The sequence below is a fragment of the Myroides sp. A21 genome (assembly GCF_000807225.1).
Taxonomy (GTDB): Bacteria; Bacteroidota; Bacteroidia; order Flavobacteriales; family Flavobacteriaceae; genus Flavobacterium; species Flavobacterium odoratimimum.
The window spans coordinates 3,944,759-3,959,006 of sequence record NZ_CP010327.1; the positions used below are offsets into that span (position 1 = coordinate 3,944,759).

A 14,248-nucleotide genomic window follows, 5' to 3' on the forward strand; every position below is an offset into this window, starting at 1 on the left:
AAAAGAGCTACTTCAAGGTAGCTCTTTCTGTATTACTGTATCAATTAATTGTCTATTCGTAAGAAATTTCCTTCTAGATCGAATACTAACTCTATTTCTTGTGCTCCGTTTACTAATTCTACTTGATAAGTATTGTGCTCTTTCTCTATACTTTCAATATGGAATTTATTATAGTTCTTAACAATATAAGTATTCATAGCACTAGGTATAATCGCAGATGGGATCGCTACATTTCTCTTCGTTTCTATCTCTTTCCACTCCCCTGTAGCAGTAAATTCTACCTTTACACCATTCGCTAAATATACTTTATACTCATCTCCTGCTCTATCTAATTCTTTCTTCACTAAGACAAGCTCTACTCCTGTAAAATGAGTTTTTAAGAAATCCTGTGCTTTCTGTGGTAAATCTGTACCTGCGATTAACTCCTCATCTCTATCTAAATCTAAGTCAACACCTACAAACTCTTGTTTAGTATTAAAAATCAACTCTAAACCTGAACTAAGCTTTACTTCATAACCTCTTTTCATGTCTCTATCTATCTCAGTAATAGAGAATCCTTTATAATTCTTAACTATATAGTCATAGATATGAGGCACTTCACTCTTTAAAAACTCAACTGGTATAGCAGAGTCATCTTCCATTTCTACCTCTGTCCAATTTCCTGCTTTATCAAAATCTATTTCTACTCTATTGTCTAATCGTGTAGTGTATAGAGAACCATAATAATTAGGAGTAGTTACTTTAGTAGCATGTCTAAGAGATGAGTTTGGAAACACTGTCTTTAAAAAGCTCTTAGAATTAGCAGGTAATTGCTCTTCTGTGATTTTTTCTACTTTGTGGTCATTTCCATTATCATCACTACTACATGCTGTGAATCCTAGCGCTACAGCTAACATTAAGGCTAAAGCAATTTTTCTTTTCTTCATTTTCTTTTTCTTTTAATTATTTATTGATCTATTCTTTTAAATTTCCCATCTTTTGAAAACTCTAATTCTACTCCATTACTTAATTTCACTTCATATTTTCGAGTTTCTTTCTCTATTTTAGTAATCGTCTCTCCTTTATAATGATCAGAAACGTAAGTCACGATTGGAGCAAGCATAAAGCCTGTAGGTAATGTAGTTGTGTTACCATCTACTTCATCCCATTCACCAGATTTGTCAAACTCTACCTCTACATTATCTGTAAATGTCACTTTATATGACACAGATAAGAAGTCTGTATCCTTCTCTACCTTACTCACTTCTTTATCTTTAAAGTAAGTATCTATAAAACTACTTGCTTTCTGAGGTAATTCACTCTTAGTGATGATTACATCTTTCGCTAATGTCGATTGTGAAGCTAATAAAGCTACTGACATAAATAGTCCTGCAAACAATGTTTTTAAACTCTTCATAGTAATTCTCTTTTTAGTTTTACATGACAAACTTAGGAACACATTCTGGAAAGAATTGGGAATAATTACATTTTTAAAAAGAAATAGATTGAGTGCAAAAAAACAAAGGGACAACCTAATAGATTGTCCCCTTTATAATTCACAACACTTTATTACTTCAAATCATAATCAGTGTGATATACTGTAAAATAATGCTTGTTATCAAAATGATATTTGATAGACAGATTATCTGTTACTTTTATAATAGTCTGTACTAGAGCAAGCCCGAGTCCTGTAGATTGTTCGTTCGTTGTACTTCTAAAGAACCTATTGTATATTAAGTTCTCGTCTAATGGAGTAGGAATTAAACTCGTATTACCAATTCTAAAGTAATGATTTGTGATCTCTACCTCTACCTCTCCTCCCTGTACATTATGTGTTAATGCGTTCTTTAGTAAATTCTGCACTAGCGTAATAGAAAGCCCTTTATCCATATTGACTATAAAAGGTTGCTCATCCTCTTTAACCGTTATACTAACCGCCTTATACTCAAAGAACTCTTCAAAGTCTTCTATCATCTCTCTAATGATATCATTAAAATTAACATCCTGATAATTAAAGAATTGATTATTCTCTATTTTAGCCAACATCAACAAGGATTTGTTCAGCTTAATGAGTCTTCTCAGCGTCTGATGAATAGATTGTATTTGTAACATCTGTTCTTCATTCAACTCTTCTTTTTCAGCCATTAATTCTAACTTATTACTCATAATAGCTAGAGGAGTCTGAGATTCATGAGCTGCATTAGACACAAAGGCTTTTTGCTGCTCAAAAGTACTTTCTATACGTCTTATCATCTTATTAATCTCTAGCTGTAGATCTGTAAATTCTCGGATAGGAGTCTTGGTCTCTTCCGTCACCACCTCTTTACCTATAGTATAGTTCTTCAGGTTACCTAGTAATTTATAAAATGAACCCCAAACTACTTTCCTTAAAATAAAATAGTTAATCAAGAATATACTGATAATCAACATCAAGTACAAGGCCCCAACGGCAATACCAAAATCTCCTAATAAATCATCTGCTTCTATAGTAGAGGTACGTATCTCTAATAAAAAATTATCTCCATTCTTATCTTCAAAAGTAGTGGTGAGCATACGCACAGGTTCCTCATTATCATCTACATCCATATAGATCATCTCTGTAGTGAACACATTCTTTCTAGAGTATTCTTCTGGCGCTAATGGAGTAATTCTAAATCCACTTGCTCCGAATGACTGTATACTATTGATACTAGGATTATTATATGCTTTTTTGACTATCTCACTTTTAGTGTTTTTCAGTCCATCATCTATATTATCATAGACCTCTTCTGTCATGAATGCGTAGAAGATAAGCACCCATACAGTAAGAACTATCACTATGCCAATGGATAAATACCTAAGTGTATAATTATGTAGTTTCATCCCCTATTCATTCACTAATTTATACCCCATTCCATACACAGACTGAATATTTACTTCCGCGTGATGACTCTTTAGTTTTTTGCGCAAGTTCTTCACCTGAGAGTACACAAAATCGTAACTATCTGCCTCATCCATATTATCTCCCCATATATGCTCTGCAATAGAAGATTTAGTCACTAATCTATTCGCATTCACTACAAAATAATATAATAGCTCAAACTCTTTATTATTAAGCAACATCGTACTCCCTTGCACGACTACCGTTCTCTCATCTATAAAAATCTCTATATTATTCCATTTTACACTCTGGAACCCCTGTTGGTTCTTTCTTCTCAACACAGATTTTATTCGAGCTAATAGCTCCGATAGATGAAAAGGTTTAGTTAGATAATCATCTGCTCCTAACTCTAAGCCTAATACTTTATCATCTATAGAATCTTTAGCCGATATAATAATAACCGAGTCGGCTTTACCCATCGATTTGATCTCACGTAACAAGTCTATTCCATTACCATCGGGAAGCATAATATCTAACAAGATACAATCATAGTCATACCCTGCTAACTTCTCTATCCCTAACCTATAATTACTAGCCACCTCGACCAAGTAAAGCTCTTTTTCTAAGGATTCTCGGATGATATCTCTTAACTCCTGTTCGTCTTCAATAACTAAAATTTTCATATCCCTCCAATTAGTACTTACGAATATACAAGTTATCTAATAAATGTTTTTCCTTTCTATCAGATTAAATAATGAAATACGAATAATAAAACTTTTAAACGCAAATTATCTCTGTCTATATTAAAGAAATAATCTTATTTTAGTTATGCCTTACACTTAACTGATTTAGCTTATGTATAGTACCGATAGACTACAGATATCTCCACTCTCTCATGCTGACAATTCCTTTATCATAGAATTAGTCAATACTCCTGGATGGCTTAAATATATAGGAAATAGAAATGTCTATACGGCAATGGATGCACAGATGTATATACAGAGTATATTAGATAATCCACAGTATCAATACTGGGTGGTCAATAGAAAAGAGGATGGGAAACCAATAGGATTAATCTCCCTGATTAAGCGAGACTACCTAGAGTATCACGATATAGGTTTTGCCTTCATACCCACTTACATTGGGCTAGGATATGCCTACGAAGCTACAAGCTTTATCATCAAGATAATAAGAGAAGATGCTAAATACAGTACTTTATATGCGACTACCCTTCCTGATAACAAGAGTTCTATTAAACTGCTAACAAGATTAGGATTTACTTTTATAGAAACAATAAAACCTCATGAGGAGTTACTCAACTTATTTAAAATATAGTGTTTAAATTATTGATAGTAGGTACATTAAAATATACTTAAATATATAATTAAAAAAAAATCCCTTTCCGTAATGTATTAACGCAAAAGAACATTTCGTTTATAGACTTTTATTCATACAATACTTAGCCAAAAGCAAACGCGTTTATTAGGAAAGGGAATAAAATCGCATGAAGTACTAAGTCCCCACAATTCCTTCATACGGCGACAAAATTATATATTTTTGTAAGAGTATTCACTATGATAACAAATAATTATTAACCACTTCATCAACAATTCACTTTTCACCACAGAATCACATAAATTAACATATTATAATGCTAATTTATTCTAACATTAAGTACAATTATTCAATTTAAAAGTCGCTAAATGCGTAAATCAAAACCAGCAACCACGCTAATTCTATGCCTTTTTATAAAAGTTTAAATATTAACTAGATAAATATTGCCTTTTTTTGTCTTTCAATTATAAAAAACAAACTGAGAAAACACTCCCTTAATCTATAGCCATAAAAAAACTGACCTAAAGATATACCTTAGATCAGTTCTATAAATTCAATATTCGAACTCAGTTTTTACTTTTTTGTAAATGTCAATACCACTATATCGCCAGAACGCATAATTAACTGATTCTCTGCAATGTCATAATGAGTTACAGAATTTAGCGCATTCATAAACTCTCTATCTGCTACTCCTTCACAGAACATCATCGTAGAAGCCATCTTATCTCCTAGCTTGATAGCGTTCCCTTCTTTAGCTTCAAAACTTCCATGGATATTATTACATCCATCATTTCCATAAACTTTTTTATCCTTAACTTCAAAAGTTAAACTTGGTTTCTTCATTGAGAAAAGAGTACTCATATCTTTACCAGAAGTTGCTGGAGTTGTAATAGAGCTCAATACCCATTCTCCTTCTAATTTTTTACTCATATCTACTTTTTTCTCTACTGTTACAGTAGTAATTTCTCCTGCTGTCTTACAGCTTACAGCCGTTAATGCTAAAACAGCACTTAGTAATACTAATGTCTTTTTCATCTTACTTTTATTTTATTATGTTTTCCCCTTTTCAAGGTTATTAGCAAATTTACCATTTCATATGGCAGTCTATAATAATTAATTCTTAAAATTTACATATAATATCTTATTATAAGGAATAACTCTTCTCAAAACATAAATTATTATACAAAAAAAGGACTATCTGTAATACAAATAGCCCTATTCTATATTTTAAATATATTATGAATACATTTTTGCTCTTAATTCTTTTACTTTTGGATCATCTAAGTAATCGTCGAACGTCATATATCTATCGATAGCCCCATTAGGAGTTAACTCTAGAATACGTGTACCTACAGTCTGTGCAAACTCGTGGTCATGCGTCGTTAATAAGATCGTTCCCTTAAAGTTTTTCAATGTATTATTGAATGCAGTAATAGACTCTAGGTCTAAGTGGTTCGTAGGTTCGTCTAACATTAATACGTTAGCTCTCATCATCATCATACGAGATAACATACAGCGCACCTTCTCTCCTCCTGATAATACACGACCTGTCTTAAGTGCCTCTTCTCCAGAGAAAATCATCTTACCTAAGAATCCACGTACATATACTTCATCTCTTTCTTCTTCTGTCTTCGCCCATTGACGTAACCAGTCTACTAATGTCAAGTCATTGTCAAAAAACTCGTGGTTCTCTACTGGCAAATAAGATTGTGTTGTAGTGATTCCCCACTCAAACTTACCTGCATCAGCCTCTTTCTTACCATTTAAGATTTCGTAGAACGCTGTAGTAGCACGTGAGTCTTTAGAGATTACTACTAGTTTATCTCCTTTAGCCATATTTAGATTGATATCTTTAAATAATACCTCTCCATCTATAGAAGCAGATAATCCTTCGATATTTAAAATCTGATCTCCTGCCTCTCTATCTGTATCAAATATAATAGCAGGGTATCTTCTAGAAGATGGCTTAATATCATCTAATTTTAATTTGTCGATCATCTTCTTACGAGAAGTTGCTTGTTTTGACTTCGCAACGTTCGCACTAAAACGACGGATAAACTCCTCTAATTCAGCCTTTTTCTCTTCAGCTTTCTTATTTTGTTGAGCTCTTTGCTTAGCTGCTAATTGACTTGATTCGTACCAGAATGTATAGTTACCTGAGTAATGGTTAATCTTACCGAAGTCAATATCAGATACGTGCGTACACACAGCATCTAAGAAGTGACGGTCGTGAGATACTACTAATACCGTGTTCTCATAATGAGCTAAGAAATTCTCTAACCAAGCGATTGTCTCAAAATCCAAGTCGTTGGTAGGCTCATCCATAATCAATACGTCTGGGTTACCAAATAAAGCCTGTGCTAATAATACACGTACCTTTAACTTAGCATCCATCTCTGCCATAGGCGTATAATGAAAATCTTCAGATATCCCTAAGTTAGATAACATCGTAGCGGCAGCTGACTCGGCATTCCAACCATCCATTTCATCAAAACGGATCTGTAACTCTCCGATACGATCAGCATTTTCGTCTGTATAGTTTAAGTAAAGCTCATCCATCTCTTTCTTAACATTATACAAATCTTTATTACCCATCATTACAGTTTCAAGAACTGTATATTCGTCAAACATATTGTGGTTCTGATTAAGAACTGACATACGTTTTCCTGGTTCTAGAGAAACATGACCTGATGTAGGGTCGATATCTCCCGATAATATTTTTAAGAATGTAGATTTACCAGCACCGTTAGCACCGATAATACCGTAGCAGTTACCTTGAGTAAAAGTTACATTAACTTCGTCAAATAAAATTCGTTTACCAAACTGAACTGACAGATTCGAAACTGTTAACATTATTATCTTTTAATTTAAATTGCCTACAAAATTACTAATTTTATATTTAGAAACATCTATAAATAAAACTTATCGCCCTACCTACCTACTTTAACCAATCATTAACAAGATAAAACACCCGTAAAACTTAAATTTGCTTATATTATCTCTCGAACAAATAGTCATTTAGCTAATGCAGAAAAAACTACCTAATACAAATTTATTATATCTTTTTATCCCACTTATAAGCCTTCTTGCATCTTGTCAAAAGAAATTCGATCCTAAAGATTATAGTGCTTATATACAGGGTGAGATTATAAATCCTACTTCTAATTACCTTTTATTCTGCAAAGACAATGTAGTCCTAGACACTTTGTTCCTAGACGAAAACAATAAGTTTTACAAAAAATTCGATTCATTAACGCCAGGAATGTATATCTATAAGCACAATCCTGAGTTTCAATACATCTACTTCGATAAAAATGACAGTCTGACACTACGCCTTAACTCAAGAGATTTTGACCATTCTATTATCTTCTCTGGACGAGGTGCCGAAAAGAATAATTTCTTAATGAATCTAACGGTAAGAAATATCATGGATGAGAGTGAAGGATATAGTGCTTTCGATGTATCTCCAGAGAAATTTAGTCGAAGAATAGATTCTGTACATGCAGCTAGAACTACTTACTATCTAAGAAATAAAGCTATTATCAACTGGTCTGACAACTTTGACCTGTATGCAAAAGCGAAGCTTGACTTACATTTTTTCGCATTAAAAGAGCTCTATCCTACTGCACACTATGTTAGAACAGATGAAGATGTAAGAGATAAACTCCCTGCGGACTATTATAGTTTTAGAAAAAAAATAAACTTCAATGATGAACGTTTATTAAAGTACTCTTCATTCACTAAATACCTAGCCATAATGCTAAACTCTATTGTGAATGAGCCTGAACAAAACATTATACCAGACAACAAGTTTGATAAGTATATCGATAAGCTTAATATAGTAGACACCTTAATCAGAAACGATAAAGTTAAAAATGCTATCTTAGACAATATTGCATTTATCTACTTATTAGAGGATCAGAACTTAAATAATAATGATAAGTTCTTAGAGCGATACTTTGAACTATCTACAGATAAGAATCAACACAATGAGATCATCCAGATCCAACAAGCAATTCAAAATCTTAAATATGAGAAGAAGTTACCTGAAGTTCCTCTAGTGAATACTAAGAATCAAAAGGTATCTATCAATTCTATTATCAATAAGAGAACTCTAATGTTCTTCTGGACAAAAAATGGAATAGCGCATGCTGACGCAGCTCACCAGATAGCTGCAGAATTAAAAGCTGAAATGCCAAATATAGAAATCATATCGATCTGTATCGATGGTGAACATGGAGAGTGGCTAAGTATATTAAAGCGCTACCCTTCTAATGGTATTATAGAGCTTAGATCTGATGACTTTAACCAAATGAAAGATCAGTGGATCATCACAAAAATCCAACGTTGCATGCTACTAGACAAAGATGGTTCTATCATAGATCCATTTGTCAATATCTTTGACAAGAACTTTGAAACAATTTTAAAGCAATAATAAAATAAAGTGAGAGCCCAACCGAATGGTTGGGCTCTCACTTTTATCATACTTCTATCTCCCTTTGAATAAAACTGTACTGCCTACATCATGACTCAATACTGACTCCGTTTAAATGCCTGTTTTAACGGACTCATAACGGACTCACTACGGACTCACTACGGACTCAACGCTATTAAAACTCATCCCATACTGCTATAACTGTACAGCAATAGTCTTAGTTTTATATTCTATTTTTATTTTTTGACAAAAAATTTCTTCAATACCTGATACAACAACTGCTTTACATGGCGCATGCTTCATTCTATTCTAACCAAGAAAACACCTAACTCTAAAGGATAATTAGAGAAAACCGATGAATCTTAAAACAAAAAAATCCCTCAAACCCCTTGTAAAATCAAGAAAAATCAAAGAAAAAGGCATTTCTTTTCAATTATAAATCACTTGATATCAAACCATTGATTTTTTTACAAAAAAAAGTACTATTTTACCTTGGAACTTTTAAATAAAAAGCAATATATTTGCCACGTCAAAAAAACCAAGGTATTCGCCTTCTAAAATTGACAATTTTTAATCTCTTTTATAAAGATTAAATGGTCCAATAGCTCAGCTGGATAGAGCAACTGCCTTCTAAGCAGTAGGTCTCAGGTTCGAATCCTGATTGGATCACTAAAACTCTCCTAAGCTAAGGAGTATTTATCCTAAAATATCAATTTTGATAGATATTTTTAATCTATTTTATAAGATTAAATGGTCCAATAGCTCAGCTGGATAGAGCAACTGCCTTCTAAGCAGTAGGTCTCAGGTTCGAATCCTGATTGGATCACTAAAAAAGCCCTTGTTAGAAATAACAAGGGCTTTTTATTTATATACTCATTTTTAGCATAACCATATCGCGGAGCTGAATACCGTTTTCTATAATAGGCTCATCATAATTCTCTAGGAAGAAGTCTTTCTTTACACCATACTTTACAAAGCCATTGCGTTCATAAAATCGTATTTGATCTACTCCACAGTCTGCTGTACCTACTATGATCTGGCAATCCCCTCCTACTCTTGCAAGTCTAATAATCTCCTTAATCAATAGACTCCCTATTCCCTTGCCCTGAAGCTCAGCAGACACAGCTATATTCTTAAGTTCTACAACCTCATGATCTATGTGGTAAAGACAGAAAACTGCTAAATCATGACTTCCCTCTCTTAGGACATAGACATCACTATCGAATACATACTTATCTATTGCCTGAACGGTCTCATCCGCTAATAATAGTAAAGAATAAGGCAATACTTGTTTATCCTCAATTAACTCAATCTTATATTGCGGATATAATTCTTCTAAAAACATATTCTGATTTTTTTGCTCTTGATACTAAACCAAGATCCCCCTCAACCAAACACTTTGTGTATAGTTGACTCTAAATATTACAACTGTAGTTTTCTGTTTAAGAGGAACCTTAGACTAGAGACAAATATACTATTAATTACGAAGTGTAATCAGATGTCTCCTGTAGTAAATAAGTAAAGAATATAGCCTTAGAGGCTATCATAATTAAAAAGATACAAAGTATACTTTTCATCAATGAAGAAAAATAAAGTCACTCCCTATATTAGGTAGTAGACTCAGATGGTTATATTAAAATAGCATACCATACAATCTATTTCAATATTTGTCCCCACAATTACCATCTTCGCCTTTTAGTGACTTTATAGTATACAATATAGTTAGCTACTTATTCTTATCTGCCCTTGTATCTGGAAACAACAATTGGTCAAACAGTCAATAAAATAAACTACTAAACATTGTATCATTCTTCATGTTATATAGTAATTCTCATAACGCTTTTCTAACTTTGTGTATTTGCTTAGCATTTACAGGTACAAATATAGTGGTGTTCTTGCTTATACCTTCTATCGTCAGCCATACTTTAAGAAAGTATAAGTTTAAAACTTTAAAAATGTTAACAAAACACTAATTACAGGAGCCTTTCACACTCAATAACAACGCATTAAAAACTAGAATCCGACATCTTAACTCAATTCCTTTACTCCATTTTCACTATACAGTTTCAGTAGATAAACAAGTTTTAGTCAATCCTCCATCTAATACCTTCTGTATCCTACTTCATAGTTGTGATGTACATATTTTTATTCTACTTTTACTACAACTAGAGTTGCCTTCATCATACTAGTCAAATCTAAATCTTTTTAAAATTCTAACCATGTATTCTGCCTCTTCCTTATTAGCATTACTTGACACTCTTACCCAATACTGTAAGCGAATATCTGTAAGACACTATGCAAAATACATCTTGTGTAGCCTGCTAATTATAAGCATGTTTGGTTGTCAAAAAACAGCAGTAAAAACAAATCACCTTAGCAATCAAAAAGTATTAGATAATATCGAATCCAATGATAGATCACTAATAGAAAATCAGTACACATTAGACTCTTTATTTACAATCACTAAAAGCATAAATCCAAAAAGCTCACAACTGATCGATATTGCTTCTAAGGCTTATAACCTAGAGCTATATGATCAATACTTTAGATACTCTAAGGAAATCAATCAAATAGCGACTAAAAACAATGACTCTTTATTAGTCGCTAAATCATTGTGGTACATCGGAGATTACTACGATTATAAAATGCAATTAGATAGTGCCTATATATACTTTGACCAAGCTGAACAGATTTATCAAAGTATGCCCTCAGATGAGAACATAGCAAGAATGCAGCAATATAAATCTATAGTTCTATTTAGAGAGGGGCTGTATATCGAAGCCGAAAACAAAGCTTTAGAAGCTCTAGAAACCTTAGATGAAAAACCTAAAAGTAGACTTCTGTATGAAATCTATTTAAACCTAGGGAATATCTTAGACCTAAATCAACAGCCCAATGAAGCACTTCTCTATTACTCAGAGGCTATCCATATCTTAGAAACTATATATAAAAAAAATCTTATAACAGAAGAGGACTTTTTATTAGCAAAAGCATTTTGCTATAATAATATAGGAACTTTATACCATACACAACAATCATACCTCAACGCAGAAACTTATTTACAATATAGTCATAGTATACTTATTGATCTAAATACAGATCATGAACTATATGCTATTGTCTTAACTAATTTAGGAACTCTTAATATCAGTTTAAACAATCTTCATAAAGCTGAAAAGCTCTTAATAGAATCTCTAAATATTAGTAATAACCTAGCTTATAGACAAAGTTTAACAGCTAATAATTTTAGACTTGCTGAGTTAGCTCTAAAAAAGAAAGATACTCTTCAAGCAATAGAATACTACAAAAACACGTACACTCTTTCTACTGAAACAAATGCAAACAATACTATCTTAAAAAGTTTAAAAGCACTTAGCTTAACAGACAAACAAGAAGCTACCAAATACATTAGTCTGTATTATGCTTTTAATGACAGTATCAATAAACTACAGATCAGTAAGAGAAATAAATTTGCGAGAATTAAATACGAAAGCGAAAAATTAGAAAAGAACATCGTCAACCTAAAAAAGGAGAATTCTCAACTACTGATTACCTCAATTATCATTGTACTATTGGCGATTATTCTCCTATTTATTATTCTATATAGAAATAAAATCAAAAAGTACACCTTCTTAAAACAAGATCAAGAAAATAAAGAACTAATATTCAAGCTCCTACTAGAGCAGGAACAATTATCTCAAGATGTCTTGACTAAAGAGCGAGAGAGGATTAGTCAGGAGCTACATGATGGTATTATTAATTCTCTATTTATCGTTCGTTTAAGTTTGGGGAATTCTAAAGAAAACCTTCCTATACTACACGAAATAGAAAAAGTACAAGATCAAATCAGGCTAATTTCCCATGACCTCAAAAATCACGAGTTTATTCAACAAGGCTTCTCTGAAATCATCTCCAAACTAGTGGTTCAAAACAGTACAGATCAACAGAAGTTTCAGCTTATCATATCCAAAAACTATAAATGGGATAAGGTTAGCTATGATGATAAAATAAATATCTATAGAATACTGCAAGAGGCGATACAAAATGTCATCAAACACTCTCAAGCTAAAAACTGTATTATCTCTATCTTTAAAACAGAGACTAGTGATAGAATAACCATCACAGATGACGGAATAGGGTTTAACTATTCTAAAGTTAAAAATAGCAATGGACTCAAAAACATCAGCAATAGAGCGAAACAGCTCCACACCTCCCTAGAAGTCAATTCGACAACTCAAGGAACTGTAATTATCATCAATATACCTCATTAAAAAAGAGGTTATCACATGGATAACCTCTTTTTAAAAAAATCGAAATAAATTCGATGACATCGTATATACAGATGGAATAAATCTATGACATCTTTAATCTTTTAGACTAACTAATTCAGATGTATATACTATTTCTTTCCTTTATCTACTCCTTTTTCAATATTATCAGCACTTTCCATTTCTTGTCCAAATGATCTTGTCTGAATAGAATCTCTTACTGTACTGAACTCTCCTCCTTTAAATGAGTCTGAAGCATTTAGAGGTTTGCTTTCTTTCTCTAAAGGATCAACACTACATGAGTAAACTGTTAAACTCAAGATAGCAGCACAAGCATAAATAATTTTTTTGTTCATATTATTTTCTTTTGTTATTCTTCTTCTATACTTTTACTTTATATGACAAGCAGTGTACCATACTACACTCCTTTTTTACATCCTTTCAAAAATACAAATGAGTTTTTCAATCTAGTGACTTGAAAAACTTCAAAAATGTTAATTTTTATAAATGAAGCTATCTTACAAATTCCTTATCATAGATGATCACCCAATGATTATCAATGGCTATAAAGCTATTATCCAAAGCAAATATGAGACACCTGTCTTCTATGAGGCTACTAATATAGAAGATGCCATAACGCTGGTGGATAGCATAGAAAAAGTAGACTTTTTATTACTAGATTACAATATAGGTAAGCCCTATAATGATATAGAAAATGGAATAGACTTAGCTAAGTTCTTAGCTGAGAAATATGATGGGATAAAAATACTAGTGATTACTGCACACGAGGAGATTACGATTGTTTATAATATCCATAAAAAAGTAAGACCTCACGCTTTATTGATAAAATCAGATGTAAATACAGATGAACTAATCCTAGCAATAGAAAACACAATAAAGGGAAATATCTATAGGTCTAGCAAAGCACAACAAGCTCTAATCTCTATGAATCAGCGCGCAGTCTTACTACAAGAAGACAACATCCAAATCTTAATGTTATTAGATAAAGGGTACAAGGTTCAAGAAATACCAGCATTAATACATAAAAGCCTAAGCTCTGTACAACGCAATATCGGGTTATTAAAAGAGGTATTTAATGTAACAGAAAATAGTGGTCTACTAAGAGAGGCTAAGAAACAAGGATTTATATAATAATCTAATTCTCAAGACCAATCTTTTAAATAAAATAGGAATCACCATAAAGTGGTTCCTTTTTGTTAGGTTAATATATAAGCTTCTGTAAAACTCAGGCAGTTCTCATTTAATTAACTCTAAAGAAAACTGTCAAATAAAAAAATTTGGTTATCCTTTCTGGTTTTTATAAATTGAAACCTCAATCATACATAGAAAGCATTCTGTTTTCTATAAAAC

The 14,248-nt window shown here is 32.3% G+C and carries 12 protein-coding genes and 2 tRNA genes; 6 read left to right on the top strand and 8 right to left on the bottom strand.

Going from position 1 to position 14,248, the window contains the following annotated elements; translation table 11 throughout:
* Nucleotides 1-44: 44 nt before the first annotated feature.
* The 4 genes from MYRA21_RS17605 to MYRA21_RS17620 all read right to left on the bottom strand — a co-directional run bounded on the left by MYRA21_RS17605 (nucleotide 45) and on the right by MYRA21_RS17620 (nucleotide 3,522).
* On the bottom strand, nucleotides 45-926 hold the full coding sequence (locus tag MYRA21_RS17605) for a PepSY-like domain-containing protein (RefSeq protein ID WP_039330130.1): 882 nt from the start codon (nucleotides 924-926) through the stop codon (nucleotides 45-47).
* Nucleotides 927-946: 20 nt separating this feature from the next.
* Complete coding sequence (locus MYRA21_RS17610; RefSeq protein ID WP_006258389.1) at nucleotides 947-1,396, bottom strand: PepSY-like domain-containing protein; 450 nt, start codon at nucleotides 1,394-1,396, stop codon at nucleotides 947-949.
* A 152-nt stretch (nucleotides 1,397-1,548) separates the two neighbouring features.
* On the bottom strand, nucleotides 1,549-2,841 hold the full coding sequence (locus tag MYRA21_RS17615) for a sensor histidine kinase KdpD (RefSeq protein ID WP_039330131.1): 1,293 nt from the start codon (nucleotides 2,839-2,841) through the stop codon (nucleotides 1,549-1,551).
* Between the two features lie 3 nt (nucleotides 2,842-2,844).
* A complete protein-coding gene (locus MYRA21_RS17620; RefSeq protein ID WP_039330133.1) occupies nucleotides 2,845-3,522 on the bottom strand; it encodes a response regulator transcription factor in 678 nt (225 codons plus the stop codon).
* Nucleotides 3,523-3,694: 172 nt separating this feature from the next.
* Between MYRA21_RS17620 and MYRA21_RS17625 the strand changes: the two genes are divergently transcribed.
* On the top strand, nucleotides 3,695-4,174 hold the full coding sequence (locus tag MYRA21_RS17625; protein WP_039330134.1) for a GNAT family N-acetyltransferase: 480 nt from the start codon (nucleotides 3,695-3,697) through the stop codon (nucleotides 4,172-4,174).
* A 573-nt stretch (nucleotides 4,175-4,747) separates the two neighbouring features.
* Here the strand turns inward: MYRA21_RS17625 and MYRA21_RS17630 are convergent.
* Nucleotides 4,748-5,209, bottom strand: a complete 462-nt coding sequence (locus tag MYRA21_RS17630) for an META domain-containing protein (RefSeq protein ID WP_006261643.1) — start codon at nucleotides 5,207-5,209, stop codon at nucleotides 4,748-4,750.
* Between the two features lie 201 nt (nucleotides 5,210-5,410).
* Nucleotides 5,411-7,027: an ABC-F family ATP-binding cassette domain-containing protein gene (locus tag MYRA21_RS17635; RefSeq protein WP_006258395.1), complete on the bottom strand. Its 1,617-nt coding sequence runs from the start codon at nucleotides 7,025-7,027 to the stop codon at nucleotides 5,411-5,413.
* A 172-nt stretch (nucleotides 7,028-7,199) separates the two neighbouring features.
* Between MYRA21_RS17635 and MYRA21_RS17640 the strand changes: the two genes are divergently transcribed.
* The 3 genes from MYRA21_RS17640 (at nucleotide 7,200) to MYRA21_RS17650 (ending at nucleotide 9,435) form a co-directional block, all read left to right on the top strand.
* The gene (locus MYRA21_RS17640; protein ID WP_039330135.1) at nucleotides 7,200-8,609 is read left to right on the top strand and encodes a thioredoxin-like domain-containing protein; all 1,410 of its coding nucleotides are present in this window, start codon (nucleotides 7,200-7,202) and stop codon (nucleotides 8,607-8,609) included.
* A 595-nt stretch (nucleotides 8,610-9,204) separates the two neighbouring features.
* Nucleotides 9,205-9,278 (top strand) — tRNA-Arg (locus tag MYRA21_RS17645).
* An 83-nt stretch (nucleotides 9,279-9,361) separates the two neighbouring features.
* Nucleotides 9,362-9,435: transfer RNA gene (locus tag MYRA21_RS17650), tRNA-Arg, on the top strand.
* 39 nt (nucleotides 9,436-9,474) lie between these two features.
* On the opposite strand, the gene MYRA21_RS17655 is transcribed toward MYRA21_RS17650, so the two are convergent.
* Nucleotides 9,475-9,954 (bottom strand): N-acetyltransferase, encoded by a 480-nt coding sequence (locus MYRA21_RS17655; RefSeq protein ID WP_039330137.1) that lies wholly within the window; start codon nucleotides 9,952-9,954, stop codon nucleotides 9,475-9,477.
* Nucleotides 9,955-10,942: 988 nt separating this feature from the next.
* Here MYRA21_RS17655 and MYRA21_RS17660 point away from each other — a divergent pair.
* Nucleotides 10,943-12,880, top strand: coding sequence for a tetratricopeptide repeat-containing sensor histidine kinase (locus tag MYRA21_RS17660; protein WP_235280002.1), 1,938 nt, complete (start codon nucleotides 10,943-10,945; stop codon nucleotides 12,878-12,880).
* A gap of 128 nt (nucleotides 12,881-13,008) precedes the next feature.
* Here MYRA21_RS17660 and MYRA21_RS17665 read toward each other — a convergent pair whose 3' ends face one another.
* Entirely contained in the window at nucleotides 13,009-13,233 is a 225-nt protein-coding gene (locus MYRA21_RS17665; protein ID WP_039330141.1) for a hypothetical protein, read from the bottom strand.
* Nucleotides 13,234-13,384: 151 nt separating this feature from the next.
* On the opposite strand from MYRA21_RS17665, the gene MYRA21_RS17670 reads away from it, so the two are divergent.
* The gene (locus MYRA21_RS17670; protein ID WP_006264127.1) at nucleotides 13,385-14,029 is read left to right on the top strand and encodes a response regulator; all 645 of its coding nucleotides are present in this window, start codon (nucleotides 13,385-13,387) and stop codon (nucleotides 14,027-14,029) included.
* The last annotated feature ends 219 nt before the right edge of the window (nucleotides 14,030-14,248 follow it).